Here is a 22,880-nt window from a genome sequence, read left to right on the forward strand (position 1 = left end):
AGAGATTGTATTCCTGCAAGTATTAATCTTCAGCGGAATCTTATCTAAATGCTCTTTACCGAAAAAGTAAAGCAGACATAGTTAGGAGTACCCGAAAATAAGGTTTTTATCAAAAAACCGCTTGCATACTAGTATTTTAAAATAAAGAAGTAAAACCTGCCAGTTTTAACTTCATTGTTAACAAATTGTTAACAATTTCGTTCTAAACCCTATTGTTAGATTGGAAATGTCAGCAGGTCTTTCTTAAAAAGTTACGGGCAGCAAATCGGATGATTTACCCGTCTATATATTATCACTTCCTTCTTGCAGCAAGATTAGTTTTTGGTATAAGCGCTCAGCCATTAATTGATAACCTGCTGGATTCAAATGGATCTTATCGCTAAAATAGTCTTTTTTCGGCTGATTGATATATAAATCAAGGACAGGCACAAAGTAAGTCATTTCATAATTAGCGGCACTAGCTTCAATCTCTTGATTCCATTGCTGGATCAGATTCAGAATTTCCTCTTCATTCTGATATTCTGAATAGGGGTGGTATAACCCTAAAACGAGGATAGGGGCGGAGGTATTCTCCAGTCTGATAAGGTCAAGAATTCGATGAAGGTTCTGTGAATATCGTTCTTTTCCTGTCTTCATTTGCTGAATTTTCAAAGAATCCAATGTATAGGCAGCACTTTTTCTAAAATCATTTGTTCCTGCGTAAAGAATAATGTAATCGGCTTTTTTGACCTCCCTTATGATTTTTCGATCCTGCAGCTGCTGTAAAATTTGATCCGTGGTATATCTTGGAACACCAAAGTTAGATAATTCTACCAGGATTCCTTTCTCTTCCTGAAGCAGCTCTTTTACTCTTCCTATATATCCTTTTTGACCGGGATCACCTGTCCCATATGTAATGGAATCACCGATGGCTGTAAGATGTATCGTATTGGAACCAGCAGAGTAAATAATTCTACAAGTATAGAGGATAACAAGCAAGAGCATGATACCCATGACAAAGTAATATTTTTTCATCAAAAAACTCCCAGACCGTACAGATTCTTTTCCTACTATTATTTCTTATATTTTCCATAATAAAAGATCTCCCGCCACGCTTCAAGCATGCCGGGAGTATGTTGGATTAATGTTTATGATGACCAGAGCTGAAACTATGGACCTTGAAAAAGGAGGCTTTTAATTCAATTAGCGGCTGAGCAACTTTTCGAATCATCTTGCTCGATAGAAAAGCAATTAATAAAAGTGAAACGATAAGGAATACGAGTATCTGCTCTGTATCCGCTAGGATGTCAACGAGTTCACTGTTTCGGAAATATTTAACAAAGAAACCGTGCAGCAGGTAAACATAAATTGAACTTGTCCCCCATTTGGTAAAGAAGTGTTTTTTGCTTGGTACCAATGCAAGGAAGCTGAGTGTTGCCAACAATGTCACACCATAAACAGCTAGGCGAATGATGCCGCCATTTATTTCTGTCGTATTCAGAACCTCATATGGTATGGAGCCAAACAGCCATTTATAATTAAAATCTGGAAGATTATACATGACAATAAAAATGATGGCAAAAACAATAATTGAAAGATATCTTAATTTCATTTCGCGTATTTTTTCAAAGTATTCCTTTTTTATATAATAGCCTAGCAAAAAGAACGGAAAGAAAACAAACGTCCTGGACAGACTTAAAAAATCATCAATTTCATTAAAATAACCCACGATGACACCTAGAGCAACGGCGACAGAAAGAGAAATCACCGGCTTCCATTTGGTAAATAAAAACAGCAGCGCATTCCAGAAAAATAAACTAATTAAAAACCACAGAGACCATTGTGGATGTAGCGGGTCCAGCGCAATCTCCTGTTGTTGATCAATGAAATAATAGTATATAGTATAAATTCCTTGAAAAATTAAATAAGGTATGATTAATTTTTTTGCTACTCTCTTTAAGTACCCTTTCTTATGAAATCCTTTGGCAAAAAAACCTGAGATTAAGATAAATGCTGGCATATGAAACGTATAAATCGTTACATACAAGCCATATATGAACTGGTCATCATTAATATACGATTGAATAAAATGACCAAAAACGACGAAGAAAATCAACAGAAATTTCGCATTATCATAATACGCATCCCTGACCTTCATCTACATCCCCTCCACTTTCCGAATATAAGACTACCACATCTTATTTTTATTCGTCTAGAGGTTTTGATTGGATGTTAGCATTTTAGATATTTTCATCACACTTGTCATCTATCTGTCATCAACATATGGTTTTATGACAAAGAGATATGAAAAATTTCTCGATGAGTTTTCGGATTATTTTTACTAATCAAACTAACTCGTGATATGCTTTCTATATCAAAACTTTAATTCAGGGGGATTGTTTTATGGCGTTAATCGAAGAAAGTTTTTTTGGACTGCCAACAACCGCTATTTCTGATGCTTTAAAAGGGTTCCAGCATATGGATTCAGGAATCAAGCCATTGAATAATAACCACAAAATTGCCGGGAGGGCGTTTACTGTCAATATTCCAGCCGGAGACAATACGGGAATTTTACGCGCCATCCGAGAAGCGAATCCGGGGGATTTATTAGTGGTGGATGGAAAGGGCTATACGGAAAGGGCTGTTTCAGGTGACTTTGTGCTTGGACTGGCAAAAGACGCGGGCATTCAGGGGATTGTCCTTGATGGAGCGATTCGGGATATTCAAGGAATTCGGGAGCTTGATTTTCCTGTATTTTATCGTGCCGCAACGATAGCGGCGAGTCTTAAGATTGCACCGGGAGAATTACAGGTTCCGGTCTCAGTCGGCGGTGTCAGCGTGAAGCCCGGAGATATCATTGTCGGCGATGCGAACGGAGTCATCGTTGTACCGAAGGAAAAAGAAGAGGAAATCCTGTCGATCACATTGGAAAAAATTAAAAAAGATGAAGAAAGAGAAAAGAAATACCGCGGCAGCCGAGCGAGTGCGCTGCAGTATTTGAATGGGCTGTTTGGAGAAAAATAAATTTGCACCAAAAGGAGAACACACCAATAATACAGCGTTCTCCTTTTTACTTTCTATTTAATTGTATGCAGGCTCGCTTTTTCTCAATAGGAGAAAGGAAAATATTCCGTTTAAAGCCAAAAGGATGACTAGTATAATGGTTTACAACGCAATATCCGGTGCAATGAAGTAGTTCTCATATAACCTTTTCTTTTCCATTCTTTTTTAATCTACTATAATATCAATACTTCCTGTGACAATCGCAGCTCCACTACCAGTAATACGGTACCTATCTTCCTCATCTGATTGGAATGAAAAAGCGGCTTCAATGGTATAACTTCCTTTCGGAAAGCCTTCCTCGTTAAAATATTCTTGGTGAAATTTATCTTCTTTTACTTCGCCCGATTTTTCAAATTTGAACGTATACCATTGATTTCTTTTTAGCGTCGTTTGATTTAAGATTGAAGATTCCACTGTGGGAATGGTTATCCCTCTTTTATTTTCAACCACCTCATATTTAATAGGGGTAAACCCGCCGTGCTCGATCATCACTTCTTCTTTCGGACCGATATATTTTACTTGCGCATATATATTTATCTTTTCATGCGCCGCATACCTTCCCTTTTGTGAAAACAATTTCAGTTCAAAATCGCCTTCTTGCTTTTCAACAATTATCTCTTTATCACTCTGATCTTGATCTTGCTTAGAGCAAGAGATAAGACTAAAAAGAAGAACAAGCAAAACCATTGTGAACACATTTCTTTTCTGCATCCTGCCCCTCCTGCCTATACATTAATTAAGGAAACAACAACACAACTAACCTTTGTTTACTTTTGATATACAATAAACAACTGGGATAAAAAGGAAAATGAACAAAGAAAATATGATTAAAAAGGTTTTTAATCCGTAAAAATATGAAATAAAAATGATTGCTATCAGCATTGTCAGGATATAAATGATTTTTGCCATTTCATCCCCCTGCTTTAATTTTACACTAACTTTGTAAGCGGATGATTCATCTTTTAATTAATTCCACATAAACGACATTAATTCCAAGCGGATAGGATTCTCGTATCACCCCATCGTATCCCACTTCAACCTTATCGCCAACTTTAAAATTGGCTTCGCTCTTTGATAGGTCCACATAGACCTTGTCCCCTGATTTTAGAATATCCCCTGTTTCAATATCAACGAGAGCATTTTGTTGATTTATCTCTGAAATGGTTCCCGTAAATGTTGCTTCAACTTCGTTATTCTTTGCTTTGTCATCCGATTGACAAGCAGCCAATAATAGACCGATAAACAAAGTAGTGAACAATATACTTATTTTCTTTATCACCATACACTCTCCTTTTATCATCAATGTTCTTAAAACTCGTTTTCATGTTTTTTGAAAAATTTATAGTAGGTACGGACATTTTCTAATTCTGTCCAGCGTCTCACCTTAACCATTTTTCGATTATAGTGAATTCGTTACAATATGGCAGCCAGGAACCACCATTTACCTCTAATGACCTCATTCACCAAATGATTCCCTGCCCTTCAATATACTACCACAGATTTCGCCAAAACCTTCTTCGATAAACTGACCCTTACAGGCAAAAAAACAGGCGCATTTCTATGAGAAATGCGCTGTTTTGAAGTTCATTGCCAAACACTATTCTAAGCTTCATGACTAAATTGCCATTGGATGTTGTACTTATCCGTTAAGCTGCCGTAACATTTGCTCCAAGGTGTTTCTTGCAGTTCCATCTTAACTGAACCGCCATCCTTCAACTTTTGGAATGCATCTCTAATAGCTGCCTCATCACTACTAATATATGCAAGCGTAAAGTTGTTGCCCTGTTGATAAGGCATTCCCGGGAAATTATCGGAAAACATCACTTTATCTCCCGCTATCTCTAGGTACGTGTGCATAATCAGTTCCCGTGCTTCTGGAGGAATCTCTTCAGCATGTATCGAACCAAAGGTCATGAATTGAGGTTCCTCTAGCCCGAATACTTTTACATAAAACTGAACAACCTCTCTCGTATTTCCGTCAAAAATTAAATATGCATTTACCGCCATACCATCACCCCTTGTATTGAATAATACTAACCTGCCCACTTTTTATATTATACAAACCTGCCATATTTCCTTCACAAACTAAACGTTTGGCACGTGATACACCTAGAATTTCTCATAATTGACTTGTTCGATATGTAGTCCTTTCCATCCATGTTGACCTCCAAAAGATATACTAATTGCAACTGGATTCTATGACTATCATAAACTTAAGCAGCTGCTGATTCGGATTTAGTTCTAGAGAATCTCATACCAAGCAGGAAAATAACGATACCTGCCGTAATAAGAACCAGGATTAGTGTTGTAAAATGCTCAGGATTAAAATGATCTCCAAAAATTAACCCGAGTGTAACGGCGGAAAGAGTAGAGCCTAAATGGCGGCACATTTGATACAATCCTGTTGATACTCCAATCATACTGCCTGGACTTGCTTCAAGCATCGCTGCTTGTAACGTAACATTTCCAAAGCTGCATCCCGCTCCAATAAGAGATATTATCAACACCATGACAATAATCGGTACATGATCAAAGAATAGCCATAGCAGTAAGGCACCGATTACGATTAACAGATTTCCCGCCAAAATAGGTGTATTGACCCCCGCTTTATCAATCCAACGACCAATTAACGGGGCCGTGATGATTCCCATTCCTGACACAAAAAGCATCAGCATTCCACTGTAACTCACACTTAAATGCAAACCATCTTGAAAATAACCCGGCAGTCCAAAAAACAGACAATAATAAATGAGATTTAGAACAATATATTGCAGATACACCAAAGTTAATTTTCGATTATAACGAAATATACGAATATCGATAAATGGAACTTTTGTATTCAATTCATGGCGGACAAACAATAATATAGAACTAACACCAATCATTCCTGCACCAACATTCACCGTTGTTTTAAAGGATAGTAAAAACAAAAGAATACCGACAATACCCACTGAAAATAACAGGGTTCCTATTATATCCATTTTTTGCTTCAGTTCATGCAAATTCAATTTCTTCCTGCTTTCATCCTTTGGCAATACAAACCACGCCAGGAAAAAACAAAACAGCAGGACCGGTATATTGACTAAAAAGATTGCTTCCCACCCTCCCCAGGCGATTAGAATCCCGCCGATCGTTGGTCCCAAAGCTGCCATCGCCGACATAAATACAGAGATGAAACCGAGCGCAGCACCTTGCCTCTCATGAATATGATCGCGAACCATCCCCATTCCCGAAGGATAAATGGACCCGCTTCCGACTGCTTGAAATAATCGCATGATTACTAAAATGGCAAATGCCGGAGCTAAAGGAGCACCTACAGCGGAAATGGTCACTAAAATAAGACCGCCTAGAAACATTTTCTTTCTTCCAATCAAATCGCCAAGTTTTCCAGCTACAGGCTGAGCCACTGCACTGGCTAAATAGAATGAAGAAATCAACCAGGAAACCGTCAAATAGGATAGACCGAAATCCTTTTGAATTTGATAGAGAGCCAATGCGATCATCGAAGAATTAAGCGGATTCAACATCGCACCCATCGCCACTGCGGTTAAAAATAACCCCCGGCTTTTATTAGAACTTTTCATTTAGACACCTTTCCTGTATTCATATTGAACCTGTAGATTGATTTAAATCTATTATAGTTTATATTTTCAAAATATAGGGAATAAAAAAATAATATAGTGATAAAAAATAATGAAACGCGGGGACTGGTTCGGTTCCCGCGTTTCATTTTTGCCTAATGATGATTATTTTTTTATTCCATGAAGCGACTTTGGCATTCACTATGATTTTTATCGTTACCGTTGATATTGACAATCATAAATAAAAGGGGCAGATTAGAAGACCCCCCTTTACCTTTTTTAATTATAAAGCCATCTATTTATCACCAGGAGCTGCTTGGTCAACACCTTTTACGTGATGCTTATGTCCGTTGTTTTCTGTCGTATAAAAGTCATAATAGTGCACATGCATGCCATTTCCGACTGGTATGGCAGGACCCGAATAAGCTTTATAAGAATGGACATGTCCATCTTCAAAAAGAACATAACCCTCCGTATAATGAATATGGCTTCCGTCTTGAGTTTGAATCGGTTGAGATGTCACATCTAAACACTGATGAACATGACCATCTGCTACAGCCGTATAGTCAACCGAACCATGATTATGATGTGGTACAAACCCCTGTACAAAAGAATCTTTTCCTACTCTTATCATATCATCATCACCCCATAAAAATCCGTTTATCGTTGCTGGTCTTTCATCTTAGAATTTAGTCGTTCTGCCAACATCTTGAACATTAAAAGGAAGTTTCTTCTGAATCCTATAATAGATATGCTGAAGGTGCGCAAATCATTCTTTTGGCAGGGTGAATTCCACGATGAACAACAACCTGCCAGCATAATAATTTGAAAGAATTTAGAGACAATAACAATGTATTTAAACCCTTTTGATAAGGATGAATGATTGATTTGAACGGATTCTTTTTCATTTTTTCATTAGTGTGTTTACTGTGTGTTGTAGTTTTAGGGGAGATGTAAATTTGGAGATAGTTTACCATGGCATCATTATATTTATATCAGGATATGTGTTGTTAAGAGTGACTGGAAAAAAGGCCGTTTCTGAAATGAACACTTTCGATTTATTGTATATCTTTGTCCTTACAAATATTATTAGTTCACCCTTAGAAGAAGAAAGTGTAGGTAAGGCCTTAATCTATGCTGTACTTATCGTTATTTTGTATAAAATTTTTATTCGTTTATCCTTAAATAATAAATTAAGATGGATCCTGTATGCACGCCCAACCGTGTTGATTCGTAATGGTGATATCGATAGAAAAGGTTTGAAGAAGGTACGTATGCCAATGAATGAATTGTTGTCGAATCTAAGGGTAAAAGGGTATCCGGATACGCAGCAAATCGCGATGGCAGCGATGGAGGAAACAGGTAGTATCAGTGTGATTCCTAAGGCGGAATACAGACCGATTCAGCCGAATGATTTAAATTGGAAGGTAAAAAAAGAATTTCTTCCGATTCCACTGATCATGGATGGTCAAATCATTTATCATAATTTAAAATACCTGCAGCTTGAACAAAAATGGCTAATGAACGAGGTAGAAAAAAGAGGGAAAACGGCAGAAAATATCATGTTAGCGACGTTTTTAGAAGATGGAACCCTATTTATAGATGATAACGTAATGATTAATCATCATCATGATCCCCATTACTATACGCCTGGAAAAGATGAGAAATGAATGAAGTGTGCCTGTTTTTTGCCGTCCCCCACTCCTCCCTTCTATCAAGTCTGTTCATTCAACATTATTATTGACAAAATAATATATTTATGATATAATTTACATTTTAAAAATTAATATGTATAATAAGATTCTCCTGGCCAGGGGAATCTTATTTTTGTTAATGGAGGATTATTCGATGAAGAATAATGAATCAAGGAGAAAATGTTAGAAAACTCAGGTTTACTCATTTATGAACATTTATCACCAGATACGATTAATCATCAGTTCTTTCATAATCGTACAGACTATTTATCCGCATTCGAAACCATTCATTACATCCATGCTGTGAAAAAATAATATTCCAATAATAATAGACTCACCCCACAATCTTTTAACTGATTGAGAGGTGAGTCATGTTTTTTTGACAGCTAAAGCACGACTCTTTCTGCATGTACTCCTGTACTCAGTATGGCTCTATTTATCTGATATTTCGACCAAGCTGATAAGCTCGTTGCAAATTATTTATTCGATTCGCTTCTTCCCTCCATACTCATCCAGCCACAGAGTGAAGCCAAGCTTCACGATCCCTCTAAGCACCTGAAATTCAAAAACCAGTTTCACGCAGTTTTTTCTTTCCTTGGCTCAGGCAGCAATAAATTCATCAGCGATGCCGCAACAAGAACGACAATCGCCGCATAAAATGCGATTTCATAGCTGCCAAACTTGCTGTACAAAAGCCCAGGTATATAGGCGCCCAATGCGGAACCAATTTGATGGCTTAAGAATAGGCATCCGACGATAAAACCAAGTGAGTAGTTTTTAAAATACTGTGCCGTCAGCACTTGTGTAGGTGCCACTGTAGAAAAATCGACGATGCCGAACAGGGCCGCAAACACGAGCAGCAAAATTGGATCTTGAATAAATAAGAGAAGCACAATCGATAAAGCTCGTACGAAATATAACAGGACAAGCAGTTTCCGGCTGCTCCAGCGATCTGCAATGACACCGGAGAGCAGGATGCCGGCAATATTAAATCCAGCTAATAGACTCACCGCCGCACTTGTTACCGCCGGGGAGAAGCCACAATAGCTTGCAAAGGGAATTAAATGGGTATCCATTAACCCTGTCGATGTAAAACCGCAAACGGCAAAAGGAAGCATGACAAACCAAAAGGTTCTTTTGCGAAAAAGATCCCCCAGTGAAAATTCAGCATCTGTTACCTTTTCCTGTTCCGCTGCTCTATGAACTTCCTTCTCGTATCCCCCCAGCGGCTCCATTCCTTTTTCATTCGGCTGATTTCGTAAACAGAACAGCACAACCGGGAAAATGATCAGCATCAATAAGACCCCCAAAATGATATGGGTGATGCGCCAATCGAAATAATGAATTAACAAGAGTGATCCTGGAACGAGGAGCATCTGACCAAAGCCAAATCCCGCTTCTAAAATTCCCAGAGCAAGCCCTCGTTTTTTCGTAAACCAATTGGAGACAAGAACGGTCCCGGCAACGTTAGAGGCTCCCCCTACGCCAACGGATACAAAAGCATAAAGGACAAATAACTGCCACGGCCCTTGGACAATTGAAATAGCAAGAAAACAAATTCCTACTAATAAAGTACTAAGAGAAATCACAATCCGTGCACCATGTTTATCGATCAATCTGCCAATAATCGGCTGGGACAGACCGTAAATCACAAAGCTTAACGTTGAAATCAGCGAAGTCGTTCCCCGATCAATAGAGAGATCCCTTTCCCACGGTTCCATAAACGCGCCGAATGCAAGCCTTCCCCCTTGGACAGCTAAAAAGGCTAGAAATGTTACAAAAACGATAATCCAAGCATAATGAAGTTTTTTCCTGCTCATAATATCCCCTTTTTTTCTATGGTGTCTAAAAAATGCGAAAAATAATAATAGTCGTAGTTTAATAGTATCATGCTTTTTATTCAAGATGATATATTACAACAGTTAATTATCAATACATAGTATTCGAACCATTCCAGCCAAAGCTATGGGCAAGTATGGAGAGCCTTGTCAGTATTCTTAAACGAAAAGGTGATTCCATTCGTGCTGGAATCACCTTTTTCCCCTCTTTTTGGACAACTACCGTTCTCCAAATATGCTATTTCCCAAAATGCAATTCATTTAAGCGCTTTATCGCTTCGTCCTGATCAAAACTGCTGAACCAGCGGTAATTCTCATCATCGAGAATCCGGAAATGATTGCTGATTAAATTTTGCTGCAGCCGGAAGTCCCCCAGATTTTCAATTTCTTTCCACCAAACCTTGCCACCCAATGTTTTTTCCTGCGGTGCCGCATCACTGTCCTGGGCAATTAACTGGACAAAATCAATCGGGTCATCACCGATTACGGATAAGAGTGATTCACTGCGGTTAAACAGGGCACAAACTGCGACAACAGTTGTCCAATTGCAATTGGTTCTTCTTTTTTCAATTTGCACGAGTGTTTTTTTTGAAATACCGAGGATTTCCGCCATTTTCTCCTGAGAAAATCCCTGCTCTGTCCGAACCGGCTTCATTTTCTCAGATATCAGCTCAATAAACTCCTCTTTTTCCATATGTATCCAATCCCTTTTTAGTGTAAGTTTACACCACTAATGTTAACGGTCAATGACAATTTTGTTTCAAATTACTAACGATTTATTCATTAAGCCGCCTCAGTATTTCAGTCACGGTCTTTTCTTTATACATTGAATTTTTTTCATAAAAAAATGAGGATAGGGGATACTTTGAATAAAACTAGAGTATAGGGGGAATAAAGGTTGGCCAGCAAAGAGAATTTACTCTCCATTTTTGCCTTAGGCGGAATCAATGAAATCGGAAAAAATATGTATGTCGTCCAATATGCCGACGAACTCGTGATTATCGACTGTGGTGCTAAGTTTCCTGATGAAAGTTTACTGGGAATTGATTTGATTATCCCTGATATTACCTACCTGCAAGAAAATGAGGACAAGATCCGCGCTCTGATCGTGACACACGGCCACGAAGACCACATCGGCGGCATTCCCTATTTTCTCAAAAAAGTCAATGTACCGATATACGCAACCAATTTTACCCTTGGGTTAATTGAATTAAAATTAACGGAACATCGACTGCTCGGGGATTCACAATTATCTCAGATTGACTCCAATTCAAATTTGAGTTTTGGTGACATGAACATTACCTTCTTCAAAACGAGCCATAGTATACCTGACTGCCTTGGTATTGTCATCGAAACGCCACAGGGGAACGTCGTTCATACCGGTGACTTTAAATTTGATTTAACTCCTGTCAATCAGCAATACGCAGATATTCATAAAATGGCCGAAATTGGCCGAAACGGGGTTCTGGCACTTCTTTCCGAGAGCACCAATGCTGAGCGTCCGGGTTCTACCCCGTCTGAGCTGCTCGTCGGAGACCAGTTAGAAGAAGCCTTCCTAAGGGCGAAACGGAAAGTGTTCGTCTCCACCTTTGCTTCTAATGTCAATCGGGTACAGCAAGTCGTTCATGCTGCGATCAAAACGCAGCGAAAATTGGCCCTGCTTGGACGGAGCATGGTCAATGTTGTCGATGTTGCGATGTCACGCGGGTATGTACAGATTCCTGAAGGGATGCTGATTGAAGGTCACGAGGTAGGTCTATATCCCGCCGATAAAGTGGCGATCCTCTGTACGGGAAGTCAAGGAGAGCCAATGGCTGCTCTTTCGCGGCTGTCAACTAACGGCTACCGCGATGTTGAGGTCCATCCCGAAGATACGGTGATTATTGCCGCTTCTCCGATTCCAGGAAATGAGCGGAGTGTTTCCCGGATCGTCGATAATTTATTCGCCCTCGGTGCCAAAGTGGTTTACGGGGCTTCCAGCAAAACAGGCATGCATGTTTCCGGCCATGGCTATCAGGAGGATTTAAAATTGATGCTGACGCTGATGAAGCCCAAGTACTTTATTCCGATTCATGGAGAGTATCGCATGCTTCATCTGCATCAATTATTAGCTGAATCAGTCGGCGTGGCAGAAGGGCATACGTTTATCATTAAGAACGGTGATGTCGTCGATATTGAGCAAGGCAGCGCCAGGGTAACGCGAAAAATCCTTTCAGGAGATACATATGTCGACGGAAATGGAATCGGTGATGTCGGCAACGTCGTCTTGCGTGATCGGAGACAGTTGTCTGAAGACGGCATGCTCGTGATTGTCATTACCATCAGTAAGAGCGACAAGAAAATGATTTCCGGTCCGGACACAATTACCCGCGGTTTTGTCTTTGTCAAAGATGCCGAGGAACTTTTAAGCAGTGTTAATGAACTGGCTCAAACAACGGTCAACACATTGCTTGAGGCAGATATCCACTCTTGGAATATCATCAAGCAGAGCATAAAAAAAGAAGTCGGACAATTTTTATTTCAACATACAAAGAGAAAGCCGATGATTCTTCCAATTATTATTGAAATATAGAGGTTCTATTAAACGGCAGGGCTCATGTTGCAGAAAGCCCTGCATTCTTTTTGTTGTTTTCTCATTGCTCTATATGAATCTTTTTCTCTGATTATTTTTCAGAAAAAATAAATAATATTTCCTGCAAAAATGCTTTTTTATTCCTGCAACAAATGAGAGAATAATAATAGTGGCGCTAATACTTGTGCTCCTATTTAGTAGACCATTCCTTCAAATTGTGAACAACGATTTCACTGAAAGATGCTTTACTTAGAAAAACAATATACATAACAGAGGTGGCTGCTGTGAGAAAAAATACGCTGAAAGAAAAATTAAAACAGAAACAGAGAGTATTTGGAACATGGATTATGACGAACAGCCTCGACAATGCCGAAATCCTTGGTCATACAGGTGCCGATTTTATTATGATTGATGCCGAACATGGTTCAATGGATATTGAAACAGCCGGCAGAATGGTATCCGTCATCCGCGGTACGCAAGCAACTCCACTGATTAGGGTTGCCGGAAATGAAAAATCATTGGTCAAAAGAGGCTTAGACACCGGGGCTGAAGGTGTCATGATTCCAATGATTAATACGAAGGAAGAAGCTGAGAATGCGGTTAGTTACGCTAAATATCCACCAGCTGGCATTCGCGGTACAGGGGCAGGAAGAGCCGTCCTCTTTGGCGCTGCCGCAGAGGGATACAAGGATTATTATGCAGAAGCCAATAATGAGGTGCTTGTCATTGTTCAAATTGAACATTATGAAGCGGTTGAAAACATTGACGAAATTCTTTCTGTACCTGGAATCGATATCGCCTTTGTCGGACCGTATGATTTATGTGCTTCCATGGGGCTTCCGGGGCAGCCAAATCATCCGGACGTGCAGGAAAGCTGCCGCAAAGTCATTGCTGCATGTGAAAAGCATCAAGTGACACCGGCCATTATGACCTGGTCCGGCGCCATCGAGCAGCATGTAGAGATGGGATTTCATTTTCTCTTAGGAGGGATGGATGGTGCTATTCTTTATAATGGTGTAAAGCAGCTCATCCATGAATTTAAAGGTTTCACGGAATAATAATTCAATATCGTAAAAAAGGAGATACAGCATCCGTATCTCCTTTTTTACCAAACAAATGCAGTGGATCCGCTTTTGTATTAAAATTGACAAAATATTTGCCATTCACCGACATTTACCATTGGCTTTTTAATACTATGGTGCTATACTTTAGTCAATAAGATTTGGTTGGTAAGCCATTGATCTTATTACTTTGTTGGCTGAGATTACGATCTCAGTTCCTTCTACATAACCAATATAAATGATAAACATACCTTTCATTTATTACGTTTTATGTATCCGTTTTCATATGGAATTAGTGTGTTCACATGTCATCATCGAATACCGCCTAATTTTAGTTTTACAGCAATATACCCTTCTGCATTCTGCAATCCGAGTATCGTTCCCTCATCGTCTTTTTCCAGAAAAAAGGTCCCATACAGCTTATGGGAAATAAATTTCCAGCCTTTTGGAACCGTTTCGCAAAATATAATAGTTTTGAAAATCATCATTTACATAGAAATGAGCGGACTTCTCTATTGGAATGTAAAAATCACTTTTTCCTTTCCTTGAAAAAGCAAGAATGGAGTCTGTCACAGCAACAGTCTGAAAATGAAATCCATGCCGCTCTTCAAGATAGTCCTCATCCAAGTACTCGTTCAAAATCACCTGACGATTTGAATAGCCGGTTAAAATCGAATAATCACTTAGTTTTTCCATACTCTAAGCACATAGCCGCCGCAGCCGCATTGGTCGATAAATTTTGTTTTGATTGTCTCTTTAAAGACCGTATTTAATGCCTCGGTTAAATACTCTTCAGGATTTCCCAGGTTCGACGGCGTGACAAGATTCACGTAGTACCCGCTTTCTGTTTCCGCAACCGCCTCAATAGCATCCTTCACAACCAATTCTAAATCATTTTCATATTCATCATGCTCTAATGAAACTGAACGATCTTTTTTCATATACCTTCACCTCTTATTCCATCCTATTACAGACAGATGCTTTGCGGGGTGATTTGCATCATAGGATAAAGCTTATCTTTCGTTAATTTTAGATTTCTTTTATCTCACTACCATATCTAGGAGAAGGAGTTCAAAGTCGATTTGTCGAATTTACTACTTTAATCGTTTCTCTATCTTTTTTAATATTGCAGGATCATTGTTATGGAAGGGAGAACATAAGAGCTATATGGAAATACTTTCATTAAGCGGGCCGAGCGGGTCTGGAAAAAGCACAAGTGCCTTATCTTTTGCGCATAAGCACAAGATTACAGCCATTATTGACGATGGCTTATTGATTGTAAATGGGGAAAAAATCGCTGGTACATCAGCAAAGTTTGAAAAAAACTCCATCACCGCTGTGAAAAGGGCAACCTTTTTTTTCACAGACCATGCGAAGGAAGTGCAAAGGGCCCTCAACTCTTATTATATTGAAAAACTCTTAATCATTGGGACATCGGATCGGATGACACAGTTAATTGCCAAACGACTAGATTTAGGAGAAATTCAACATTTCTACCATGTCGAGGATATCCGTACCTCCAGCGAAATCAAGGCGGCTCAGTTTGTCAGAAAAACAGAGGGAAAACATATCATTCCTATTCCCTATCAACAAGTCGATCAAAACTTATTCAAAAGACTCATCTATAAGGGAATGGATATTTTTTCACATAATAAAGAAAGAATTGGAGAAAATACGATCGTTCATCCTGATTTTCACCGTGACTCGATCATCATTCATAAAAAAGTATTTGCAGATATTGTGAAAAGAACTTGTATGAATTTCAAAGATATTGAAGAGTGCAAGTCCGTCCAATTTGAGTTGAAAGGTCTTCCGGTACTAAAGGCGGCTGTCATAATAAAGTACCCTCTCCATAGCAATCTAGTCCAGATGACCGAGTGCCTGCAAAAAGATATTCGCGATCATTTTCTTCAGCTGCTCAATATTGAACTTTATTCAGTCAACTTATATATCTCCATGACAAAAAGAACGGAAGGCTCCAGAAACTAGTGAGCTTTCCGTTCTTTTTAAGAAGATAACTGAACAAGGAGTTTGCGGTTTTCATTATGATGTTACTTGACGGGTAAATTTCGGTGCGCGTTTTTCAACAAATGCCGCTACCCCTTCTGGGAAATCATTTTTATCCACAAATGGAGTCGATCCCTGCCATAATACAGGGGCACTGTTTATGCATTCATTAACAGAATTTTTAACGGCAAGAAGCGAGGCTGGGGACATGGAAGCCACTAATTTCCCCATCTTTATCGCATACCGATCAAGTTCGGATTCTTCTACTAAATAATTTAACATCCTTAATGCATAAGCTTCATCAGCTTTTAAAATACGTCCTAAATAGACTAATTCCTTTGTAATGCTGGGTCCGACTAAATCGACGATCCTTTTGGCAAATTTATTATTGATCGTAATTCCTAATTTCCCCACTGGAATGCCTAATCTGGCCTTTTCCGAACCAACCCTCAGATCGCATGCCAGCGCAAGCTCAAGTCCTGCCCCCATTGCCGGTCCGTTTATAATCCCGATGGTCGGCAAGGGCAAATTTTCAATCGTTGCAATTGCCTTTTCCATCAGGACAAAAGAATGCTCGGCATCTTCTAATGACATTTGATGAAACTCTCCAATATCCGATCCCGCAGTAAATTGCTGACCCGACCCTCTTAACAGCACCACTTTATTTTTAGGGTTATCCAACACATGCTGTGCAATTTCAGATAATTGCTCCCACATTTTGGCTGTTAATGCATTTTTCTTTTGCGGCCGGTGGATCGTAATGATGGCTAAACCAGCTGTTTCTTGAAGAATGATTTTCGCCTGTTCATCTTCCATTCGTGTAATATCAACCCGCATTCTGTTTCACTCCCCTGCATAATTAAATGCGCTATATTTAAATTTATCACCTAGAAAATCGAAATAATGCACGTATTTTTCTTAAGATAGAATAATTATAGCACACTACCCCTTTAAAATATTGAATCCTTTAAACTATTCAGAACTTTATATCCATTTCTTTAAGCTTGAAATCGTAATGAAAATATGTAAAATAATAAACAATTGGATAAATCAAATGTTTTCTAGGGTTCCGCAAATGTTTTTGGTCTGGTCCGAGAGAAAACTCACAGTACCATTTGCTGTGCCACGGAGGGATAAAAGCCCGGGAGAAACTGGATGACAGGTTTCTCTCAGGGCTTTTTTGTTTTTAATGAAAGAAATTGGAGGTGCTGTTGATGAATCGACACTGGATGAAAGTATTTGCTGCCGCTTTGTTGGAAATCTTTTGGGTGATTGGATTAACTCATGCCCATAATTTTTGGACGTGGACCGGGACCATTTTTGCTATCATTTTCAGCAATTATCTCATGATTACAGCAGGGCAGGTTCTTCCTGCAGGTACGGTCTATGCTATATTTGTCGGATTAGGTACGGCAGGTACGGTCATTTCAGAAATTCTTTTCTTTGAGGTACCATTCAGATGGGAAAAAATACTGCTCATTTTCCTATTGTTAATTGGGGTTTTGGGGTTGAAATTAGTCACAGACAACAAAGTTGAGAAAGGAATTGAATCCTAATGGCTTGGTTATCTTTAATCCTGGCAGGTCTATTGGAGACATTTGGCGTTGCCATGATCAATCGCTTGCATCATAAGCAAAATTTACACACGATCGTTTTATTAATTTTGGGTTTTGGCTCCAGTCTTTTATTGCTAGGCTACTCCATGCGCTTTCTGCCAATGGGAACCGCTTATGCCATTTGGACAGGAATTGGTGTTGTTGGCGGTACTTTGATTGGGATGATCTTTTATGGCGAATCAAAAGACTGGAAAAGGCTTGTTTTTATCACAATGGTTTTATGTGCTGCTATTGGGCTGAAACTAGTCTCATAGAAAAACCGCCCGAATCCGGGCGGTTCGTTTATCTAAACGTTTTATAGTACACCTGAAATAATTCATCCACCGCGGTGGTAACAGTTTTATTGCCGGAAATGACCTCGTTTTCGATTTTCGGCAGCAGCTCCTTAATCGCCGGGTTAAAGAAGAAACCGGTTTGCAGCTGATCGATAATCATATTCTTCATCCATTCCTTCGTCTGCGCCCGGCGCCGTTCATCAAACACACCGCTTTGCTGCGTTATGGAAACAAAGTTTTGGATCACTTCCCAGATCTCGCCGATTCCCACTCCTTGAAGCGAAGAGCATGTATATGCCTTTGTACTCCAGCCCTTTGTCGCCGGCTGGAGAAAATGGAGAATCTGATTATACTCCGACCGCGTTTTCTTCGCAAAGGTGAGGTTATCTCCGTCAGCTTTATTGACAACAATTGCATCAGCCAGCTCCATGATCCCTTTTTTCATTCCCTGCAATTCATCACCGGCACCAGTCAGCACGACGAGCATGAAAAAGTCAACCATATCGCGGACAATGACTTCACTCTGCCCGACTCCGACCGTTTCTATCAAAATGACATCAAAGCCGTAAGCTTCACATAGAAGCATCGTTTCTTTTGTTTTGCGGTGAACACCGCCAAGCTTCCCCTCGGAAGGAGAAGGGCGGATAAAGGCGCGCGGATTGCGGGCCAACTGCTCCATACGCGTCTTATCCCCCAAAATGCTTCCACCGCTCAGACTTGAACTCGGGTCGACGGCCAGTACCGCCACCTTCAGGCCTGCATTGCATAAATAGGTACCGAAGGCTTCAATAAACGTACTTTTTCCGGCACCCGGCACCCCGGTAATCCCGATCCGGACCGCTCTGCCACTTTTCGCGAGCAGTTTTTGCAACAGGTCCTGCGCTTTGCGAAAATGATGCTCGGCATTGCTTTCAATCAGGGTGATACCGCGTGCCAGCATTGTACGCTCGCCGCGGAGAATTCCTTCATAGATTTGCTCTGTCGTCACATCATCCTGCCTTTTTTTCTTAAAGGTACCACTTTTCACAAAGGTTGTTTGCCCCTCGACTTCGACCCCTTTACGAATAACGGTGGAAAACTTTTCCGGCTCATCGGGATTAATCCATTCAGGCCTTTTTTCATCAGGCATTTACGCTTTCACTTCCTCGTATCCGAGCTTTTCATAAATGGCGCGGACAACCTTTTGTGCCGCTACAGGAATAACCGTACCAGGACCAAAGATCGCCGCTGCACCGTTGTCGGATAGGAATTGATAATCCTGTGCCGGAATAACGCCGCCGATGATGACAACAATATCTTCCCTGCCTAATTTCTTCAATTCTTCAACTAGCTGCGGCAGCAATGTTTTATGTCCGGCAGCAAGTGAACTCATGCCAATCGCATGAACATCGTTTTCTACTGCCTGCAGAGCCGTTTCTTCCGGTGTTTGGAATAAAGGACCGATATCCACATCAAAGCCTAAGTCGGCAAATGCGGTAGCGATTACCTTCGCTCCGCGGTCATGTCCATCCTGTCCCATTTTCGCAATCAGGATACGCGGACGACGCCCTTCATTTTCCAAGAATTCATCGGTCATCTTTTTTACTTCAGTAATTTCTTCTTCATTTGAAAAAGCAGAGCTGTATACGCCGCTGATCGAACGGATCGTTGCTTTGTGGCGTCCTGCTGATTTTTCAATCGCATCGGAAATTTCACCGAGGGTAGCACGGACACGTGCCGCATTTACGGCCAGCTCTAGCAGATTGCCTTCATTCATGACGCAGGCTTGTTCAATCGCGGATAACGCGTCTTTAACCTTTTCATCATCACGGAGGCGTTTTAATTCATTTAATCGTTCAATCTGTTTTAAACGAACAGCCGAATTATCAATATCTAAAATCTCAATTGGTTCTTCTTTATCAAGACGGTATTTGTTCACCCCGATAATCATTTCTTTGCGTGAATCAATTTGCGCCTGTCGTCTTGCTGCTGCTTCTTCAATTCGCATTTTTGGCAGACCGGTTTCGATCGCTTTTGCCATTCCGCCTAAAGACTCAATTTCTTCAATATGTTCCCAAGCACGTTCAATTAATTGATTGGTTAAGGCTTCGACATAGTAGGAACCGCCCCATGGATCAATGACGTTCGTGATGCCTGTTTCGTCTTGAAGGAATAGCTGGGTATTACGGGCAATTCGCGCTGAGAAATCTGTCGGCAGGGCAATCGCTTCATCCAATGCGTTCGTATGCAATGACTGCGTATGACCCATTGCCGCTGCATGGGCTTCAATCAATGTACGAATCACGTTATTAAATGGATCCTGCTCCGTTAAGCTCCAGCCCGAAGTCTGAGAGTGTGTCCGTAAGGCTAAGGCTTTACTGTTCTTCGGCTCGAAGGACTGCATCATTTTTGCCCAAATATAACGAGCTGCACGCATTTTTGCTACTTCCATAAAGTAATTCATACCGATAGCCCAGAAGAAGGACAGTCTTGGAGCAAAGGAGTCAATGTCAATTCCTGCTCTCAGACCTGTTCTGACATATTCAAGACCGTCTGCCAACGTATATGCCAGCTCGATATCGGCCGGTGCTCCGGCTTCCTGCATATGATAACCGGAAATACTGATACTGTTAAATTTCGGCATATATTTGGACGTATATTCAAAGATATCAGCGATAATTCTCATTGACATTTCCGGCGGATAAATATACGTATTCCGCACCATGTATTCTTTTAAAATATCATTTTGAATCGTACCGGAAAGCTTATCCTGCGTGACACCCTGCTCTTCTGCCGTCACAATATAGAAGGCCATGATTGGCAGAACCGCTCCGTTCATCGTCATTGATACAGACATTTGATCGAGCGGAATGCCGTCAAAAAGAATCTTCATATCCGCGATTGAATCAATCGCTACGCCGGCTTTCCCGACATCGCCGACAACACGGGGATGATCCGAGTCATAGCCGCGGTGTGTCGCAAGGTCAAATGCCACCGACAGCCCCTTCTGCCCCATTGCCAAGTTGCGGCGGTAAAAGGCATTACTTTCTTCGGCTGTAGAGAAACCTGCATATTGGCGCACTGTCCACGGTCTGTTCACGTACATCGTAGGGTATGGTCCGCGTGTATAAGGCGGAAGACCCGGTTTATCATTTAAATGAGCGGCATTTGCGCTGTCTTCTTCTGTATATAAAGCTTTCGTTGAGATTCTTTCATTTGTTTCAAATAATAGGTCGTCGAGCGAACGCTCAATTTGACGCTCTGCTTCTTCCTTCCATTTACTGCCGTCACCCTTCTTGGCGGAAGCAAATGAGATGCTTTTGAAATCCGGTTTCTTACTCATGGACCTTTTTCACCTCTATTTCATTTAAAAAGGAACGCAATGTTTCATAACAATTGCTTTTCATTGTAATAAAATCAATAACACCGGCCTGCTTCCAAGCTTCTGTCTCTCCCTCCGGTGCAAGCCCTGCTACATAAAGCTGAAGCTCAGGGAAACTCTCACGGATGGTCTTTATTACACTTAAGCCTGATTCGGCATATTGTGCATCTGAGCCGCATAGTACATAAAAATCACATTTCTTTTCGTTGATAAAACTCGAAACATCCTCAGATGATTGTAATTCACCGCTCCGCTCTGCCGCAATTCCGCCGGGAGCTAGGAATCCATCGATAAAATCAGCCCGTGCTTTATGATTTTTTAAGTATCCTAAGCAAATCAACCCGCTGATAGGTTCCTGATTCATCTGCGCTAACTTCTCTGCTCTTTGCCGCAGCTTTTCGTATGGCTCTGCTAAACGTTCCTGTTTCACCGGAGCGAAATCGGTCACTAAACCCGTTTCCTCAACTTGTGCTGTCAGCGGCTTATCCTTGAGGTTTGCATATTGATTCGTACCGACAATCGTTTGTTTGCGTGTCGCAGTATCATACATCCGTTTTGCTTTCACTTCTTCGATTTGTGCTTGCAGCCAGCCGCTTTCTAACACCGCGGCAATCCCGCCTTTTTCATCGATTTCAAGGAAAAGTGCCCATGCCTTTTCAGCCAATTCGTCTGTCAGTGATTCGATATACCAGGAACCTCCTGCCGGATCAATAATGGAACCTAAACGTGCTTCATTTCTTAAAAGCAGCTGTGTATTGCGGGCAATCCGTTCGGAAAATTCACTAGATTTCCCTTCCGGCTCATCGAAGGGACTAACATGTAAATACTGTACTCCGCCTAATACCGCGGCAAACGCTTCATTTCCAGCGCGTAATAGATTCACATATGGATCATAAGCTGTTTTCGTAAACCAGGATGTATCAGCGGAAATCTCCATTTGCCCTTGAAGTTCTTCTGCCACTTGATAGGCTTCAGTCATTTTACTCCAAAGGACTCTTGCAGCTCTTAATTTCGCTGTTTCCGTAAAGAAGTGGCTGCCGATGGAAAAATGGAAGACCATTTTCGGGACAATGTCATCGACTGACAGACCATGACTTTTCAGTTGTTCAATATGATAGACGGCTGTTGCGAGCGCAATCGCTAACTCTTGAACCGCACTGGCTCCGCCGTTATGGTAAACGGTTGTATCCGTAAGAATCGTTTTCAAGTTTGGATTTGCTGCCATACCTTTTTGAATCGTTTGTGCAAATTGGGCATATTCTACCTCGTCTCCCGCAAAACTCCTGCCATTTTGTGCACGAAGAGAAACTGGATCCTTGGCAATATAGCCGCTGTTTTGATCAGCCACTGCTTCGACCGCTGCGAGGATCTCCTCCAGATAGTCCCCTGCATTAACCGCAAACGGAATGTTCTGATCCAAATTTTGCAACAGTGTAGATAATTCCTTTACGATCTCTTCAGTTGGAACAAAAGAAACAGTATTTTGCCCCTTATTCATCGATGAAGTTAAACGTTCTTGCAGCTGCCCCAAATCCGGAGCATTGATTTTTTGGGCAATCTTCCAGTTTTCTTCTATATAGCCCAAAGCCTTGCTTCCACGCCGATAATCTCCTTGACCAGGGAATTGCGGAACAACGCACCCTGCCCGATCTTCTTTCGTGTAAAGCGGTTTCAATTGAATGTTTTCATAAGTTTTCCTTGAAAGACTTTCCAAACTTTTGCCTTTTAAGGATTCTTCTGCCTTTTGTCTCCAGCTTTCAAATGTCTGTTCTGGAAATGAGTATCCAATGATATCCTCTAAACTCATGACATGCCGCCTGCAATAGACAGCAT

The 22,880-nt window shown here is 40.7% G+C and carries 22 protein-coding genes, 1 pseudogene and 1 riboswitch; of the genes and pseudogenes, 8 read left to right on the top strand and 15 right to left on the bottom strand.

The genetic code is table 11. The features are described 5' to 3' along the window. Window positions 1-282: 282 nt before the first annotated feature. Together HNR53_RS07010 and HNR53_RS07015 are read right to left on the bottom strand one after the other, a co-directional pair. Window positions 283-1,014 carry a GDSL-type esterase/lipase family protein gene (locus tag HNR53_RS07010; RefSeq protein ID WP_184524242.1) on the bottom strand — a complete coding sequence of 244 codons (732 nt, stop codon included), beginning with the start codon at window positions 1,012-1,014 and terminating at the stop codon, window positions 283-285. A 106-nt stretch (window positions 1,015-1,120) separates the two neighbouring features. Then, window positions 1,121-2,137 (bottom strand): acyltransferase family protein, encoded by a 1,017-nt coding sequence (locus tag HNR53_RS07015; RefSeq protein ID WP_184524244.1) that lies wholly within the window; start codon window positions 2,135-2,137, stop codon window positions 1,121-1,123. A gap of 245 nt (window positions 2,138-2,382) precedes the next feature. On the opposite strand from HNR53_RS07015, the gene HNR53_RS07020 reads away from it, so the two are divergent. Then, the gene (locus HNR53_RS07020; RefSeq protein WP_184524246.1) at window positions 2,383-3,003 is read left to right on the top strand and encodes an RraA family protein; all 621 of its coding nucleotides are present in this window, start codon (window positions 2,383-2,385) and stop codon (window positions 3,001-3,003) included. A gap of 204 nt (window positions 3,004-3,207) precedes the next feature. Here the strand turns inward: HNR53_RS07020 and HNR53_RS07025 are convergent, their stop codons facing one another. From HNR53_RS07025 to HNR53_RS07045, 5 genes are all read right to left on the bottom strand, one after another. Further along, window positions 3,208-3,753 carry a hypothetical protein gene (locus HNR53_RS07025; protein WP_184524248.1) on the bottom strand — a complete coding sequence of 182 codons (546 nt, stop codon included), beginning with the start codon at window positions 3,751-3,753 and terminating at the stop codon, window positions 3,208-3,210. A 244-nt stretch (window positions 3,754-3,997) separates the two neighbouring features. Continuing rightward, the gene (locus HNR53_RS07030; protein ID WP_184524250.1) at window positions 3,998-4,324 is read right to left on the bottom strand and encodes a DUF3221 domain-containing protein; all 327 of its coding nucleotides are present in this window, start codon (window positions 4,322-4,324) and stop codon (window positions 3,998-4,000) included. A gap of 320 nt (window positions 4,325-4,644) precedes the next feature. Beyond that, entirely contained in the window at window positions 4,645-5,049 is a 405-nt protein-coding gene (locus tag HNR53_RS07035; RefSeq protein WP_184524252.1) for a VOC family protein, read from the bottom strand. Between the two features lie 206 nt (window positions 5,050-5,255). After that, the gene (locus HNR53_RS07040) at window positions 5,256-6,626 is read right to left on the bottom strand and encodes an MFS transporter (RefSeq protein WP_184524254.1); all 1,371 of its coding nucleotides are present in this window, start codon (window positions 6,624-6,626) and stop codon (window positions 5,256-5,258) included. A gap of 292 nt (window positions 6,627-6,918) precedes the next feature. Continuing rightward, on the bottom strand, window positions 6,919-7,257 hold the full coding sequence (locus HNR53_RS07045) for a YmaF family protein (RefSeq protein WP_184524256.1): 339 nt from the start codon (window positions 7,255-7,257) through the stop codon (window positions 6,919-6,921). A 325-nt stretch (window positions 7,258-7,582) separates the two neighbouring features. Here HNR53_RS07045 and HNR53_RS07050 point away from each other — a divergent pair, with 325 nt between their 5' ends. Then, window positions 7,583-8,293 (top strand): DUF421 domain-containing protein, encoded by a 711-nt coding sequence (locus tag HNR53_RS07050; protein ID WP_184524258.1) that lies wholly within the window; start codon window positions 7,583-7,585, stop codon window positions 8,291-8,293. Between the two features lie 198 nt (window positions 8,294-8,491). Further along, window positions 8,492-8,632, top strand: a pseudogene (locus tag HNR53_RS07055) (class I SAM-dependent methyltransferase); the annotation flags it as partial. Between the two features lie 260 nt (window positions 8,633-8,892). Here HNR53_RS07055 and HNR53_RS07060 read toward each other — a convergent pair. Both HNR53_RS07060 and HNR53_RS07065 read right to left on the bottom strand, forming a co-directional pair. After that, a complete protein-coding gene (locus tag HNR53_RS07060) occupies window positions 8,893-10,137 on the bottom strand; it encodes an MFS transporter (RefSeq protein WP_184524260.1) in 1,245 nt (414 codons plus the stop codon). A 256-nt stretch (window positions 10,138-10,393) separates the two neighbouring features. Further along, window positions 10,394-10,849: a helix-turn-helix transcriptional regulator gene (locus HNR53_RS07065; RefSeq protein ID WP_184524262.1), complete on the bottom strand. Its 456-nt coding sequence runs from the start codon at window positions 10,847-10,849 to the stop codon at window positions 10,394-10,396. A gap of 204 nt (window positions 10,850-11,053) precedes the next feature. Here HNR53_RS07065 and HNR53_RS07070 point away from each other — a divergent pair, with 204 nt between their 5' ends. Next, on the top strand, window positions 11,054-12,727 hold the full coding sequence (locus HNR53_RS07070; RefSeq protein ID WP_184524264.1) for a ribonuclease J: 1,674 nt from the start codon (window positions 11,054-11,056) through the stop codon (window positions 12,725-12,727). Between the two features lie 284 nt (window positions 12,728-13,011). Beyond that, a complete protein-coding gene (locus HNR53_RS07075; protein ID WP_184524266.1) occupies window positions 13,012-13,785 on the top strand; it encodes an aldolase/citrate lyase family protein in 774 nt (257 codons plus the stop codon). A gap of 423 nt (window positions 13,786-14,208) precedes the next feature. On the opposite strand, the gene HNR53_RS07080 is transcribed toward HNR53_RS07075, so the two are convergent. Then, a complete protein-coding gene (locus HNR53_RS07080) occupies window positions 14,209-14,484 on the bottom strand; it encodes a hypothetical protein (protein WP_184524268.1) in 276 nt (91 codons plus the stop codon). Further along, entirely contained in the window at window positions 14,472-14,729 is a 258-nt protein-coding gene (locus HNR53_RS07085; RefSeq protein WP_184524270.1) for a CGCGG family putative rSAM-modified RiPP protein, read from the bottom strand. Before HNR53_RS07085 ends, HNR53_RS07080 begins: the two co-directional genes overlap by 13 nt. Window positions 14,730-14,955: 226 nt before the next feature. On the opposite strand from HNR53_RS07085, the gene HNR53_RS07090 reads away from it, so the two are divergent. Beyond that, entirely contained in the window at window positions 14,956-15,777 is an 822-nt protein-coding gene (locus HNR53_RS07090; protein WP_184524272.1) for a P-loop NTPase family protein, read from the top strand. A 54-nt stretch (window positions 15,778-15,831) separates the two neighbouring features. On the opposite strand, the gene HNR53_RS07095 is transcribed toward HNR53_RS07090, so the two are convergent. Beyond that, a complete protein-coding gene (locus HNR53_RS07095) occupies window positions 15,832-16,632 on the bottom strand; it encodes an enoyl-CoA hydratase/isomerase family protein (protein ID WP_184524274.1) in 801 nt (266 codons plus the stop codon). Window positions 16,633-16,845: 213 nt separating this feature from the next. After that, window positions 16,846-16,945: riboswitch (guanidine-I (ykkC/yxkD leader) on the top strand. A 64-nt stretch (window positions 16,946-17,009) separates the two neighbouring features. On the opposite strand from HNR53_RS07095, the gene HNR53_RS07100 reads away from it, so the two are divergent. Beyond that, entirely contained in the window at window positions 17,010-17,351 is a 342-nt protein-coding gene (locus HNR53_RS07100) for a DMT family transporter (RefSeq protein ID WP_184524276.1), read from the top strand. Next, window positions 17,351-17,665: a DMT family transporter gene (locus HNR53_RS07105; RefSeq protein WP_184524278.1), complete on the top strand. Its 315-nt coding sequence runs from the start codon at window positions 17,351-17,353 to the stop codon at window positions 17,663-17,665. Before HNR53_RS07100 ends, HNR53_RS07105 begins: the two co-directional genes overlap by 1 nt. 28 nt (window positions 17,666-17,693) lie before the next feature. Here HNR53_RS07105 and meaB read toward each other — a convergent pair whose 3' ends face one another. From meaB to HNR53_RS07120, 3 genes are read right to left on the bottom strand one after another with little or no spacing between them, the layout of a single operon-like run. Next, the gene (meaB, locus tag HNR53_RS07110) at window positions 17,694-18,815 is read right to left on the bottom strand and encodes a methylmalonyl Co-A mutase-associated GTPase MeaB (RefSeq protein ID WP_184524280.1); all 1,122 of its coding nucleotides are present in this window, start codon (window positions 18,813-18,815) and stop codon (window positions 17,694-17,696) included. Then, window positions 18,816-21,008, bottom strand: coding sequence for a methylmalonyl-CoA mutase (gene scpA, locus HNR53_RS07115; RefSeq protein ID WP_184524282.1), 2,193 nt, complete (start codon window positions 21,006-21,008; stop codon window positions 18,816-18,818). Next, window positions 21,001-22,854 (bottom strand): methylmalonyl-CoA mutase family protein, encoded by a 1,854-nt coding sequence (locus HNR53_RS07120; RefSeq protein ID WP_184524284.1) that lies wholly within the window; start codon window positions 22,852-22,854, stop codon window positions 21,001-21,003. The genes scpA and HNR53_RS07120 overlap by 8 nt, the downstream gene beginning before the upstream one ends. Window positions 22,855-22,880: the final 26 nt, after the last annotated feature.

The sequence above is a fragment of the Bacillus benzoevorans genome (assembly GCF_014207535.1).
Taxonomy (GTDB): domain Bacteria; phylum Bacillota; class Bacilli; order Bacillales; family Cytobacillaceae; genus Bacillus_BD; species Bacillus_BD benzoevorans.

Bases quoted from the DNA above. Each gene is read 5' to 3' on its own strand.
- HNR53_RS07105 (WP_184524278.1), top strand. From the start codon at position 17,351: ATGGCTTGGTTATCTTTAATCCTGGCAGGTCTATTGGAGACATTTGGC.
- HNR53_RS07035 (WP_184524252.1), bottom strand. From the start codon at position 5,049: ATGGCGGTAAATGCATATTTAATTTTTGACGGAAATACGAGAGAGGTT.
- HNR53_RS07020 (WP_184524246.1), top strand. From the start codon at position 2,383: ATGGCGTTAATCGAAGAAAGTTTTTTTGGACTGCCAACAACCGCTATT.
- HNR53_RS07010 (WP_184524242.1), bottom strand. From the start codon at position 1,014: ATGAAAAAATATTACTTTGTCATGGGTATCATGCTCTTGCTTGTTATC.
- HNR53_RS07080 (WP_184524268.1), bottom strand. From the start codon at position 14,484: ATGGAAAAACTAAGTGATTATTCGATTTTAACCGGCTATTCAAATCGT.
- meaB (WP_184524280.1), bottom strand. From the start codon at position 18,815: ATGCCTGATGAAAAAAGGCCTGAATGGATTAATCCCGATGAGCCGGAA.
- HNR53_RS07085 (WP_184524270.1), bottom strand. From the start codon at position 14,729: ATGAAAAAAGATCGTTCAGTTTCATTAGAGCATGATGAATATGAAAAT.
- HNR53_RS07120 (WP_184524284.1), bottom strand. From the start codon at position 22,854: ATGAGTTTAGAGGATATCATTGGATACTCATTTCCAGAACAGACATTT.
- HNR53_RS07030 (WP_184524250.1), bottom strand. From the start codon at position 4,324: ATGGTGATAAAGAAAATAAGTATATTGTTCACTACTTTGTTTATCGGT.
- HNR53_RS07065 (WP_184524262.1), bottom strand. From the start codon at position 10,849: ATGGAAAAAGAGGAGTTTATTGAGCTGATATCTGAGAAAATGAAGCCG.
- HNR53_RS07040 (WP_184524254.1), bottom strand. From the start codon at position 6,626: ATGAAAAGTTCTAATAAAAGCCGGGGGTTATTTTTAACCGCAGTGGCG.
- HNR53_RS07045 (WP_184524256.1), bottom strand. From the start codon at position 7,257: ATGATAAGAGTAGGAAAAGATTCTTTTGTACAGGGGTTTGTACCACAT.
- HNR53_RS07025 (WP_184524248.1), bottom strand. From the start codon at position 3,753: ATGCAGAAAAGAAATGTGTTCACAATGGTTTTGCTTGTTCTTCTTTTT.
- HNR53_RS07095 (WP_184524274.1), bottom strand. From the start codon at position 16,632: ATGCGGGTTGATATTACACGAATGGAAGATGAACAGGCGAAAATCATT.
- HNR53_RS07100 (WP_184524276.1), top strand. From the start codon at position 17,010: ATGAATCGACACTGGATGAAAGTATTTGCTGCCGCTTTGTTGGAAATC.
- HNR53_RS07060 (WP_184524260.1), bottom strand. From the start codon at position 10,137: ATGAGCAGGAAAAAACTTCATTATGCTTGGATTATCGTTTTTGTAACA.
- scpA (WP_184524282.1), bottom strand. From the start codon at position 21,008: ATGAGTAAGAAACCGGATTTCAAAAGCATCTCATTTGCTTCCGCCAAG.
- HNR53_RS07090 (WP_184524272.1), top strand. From the start codon at position 14,956: ATGGAAATACTTTCATTAAGCGGGCCGAGCGGGTCTGGAAAAAGCACA.
- HNR53_RS07015 (WP_184524244.1), bottom strand. From the start codon at position 2,137: ATGAAGGTCAGGGATGCGTATTATGATAATGCGAAATTTCTGTTGATT.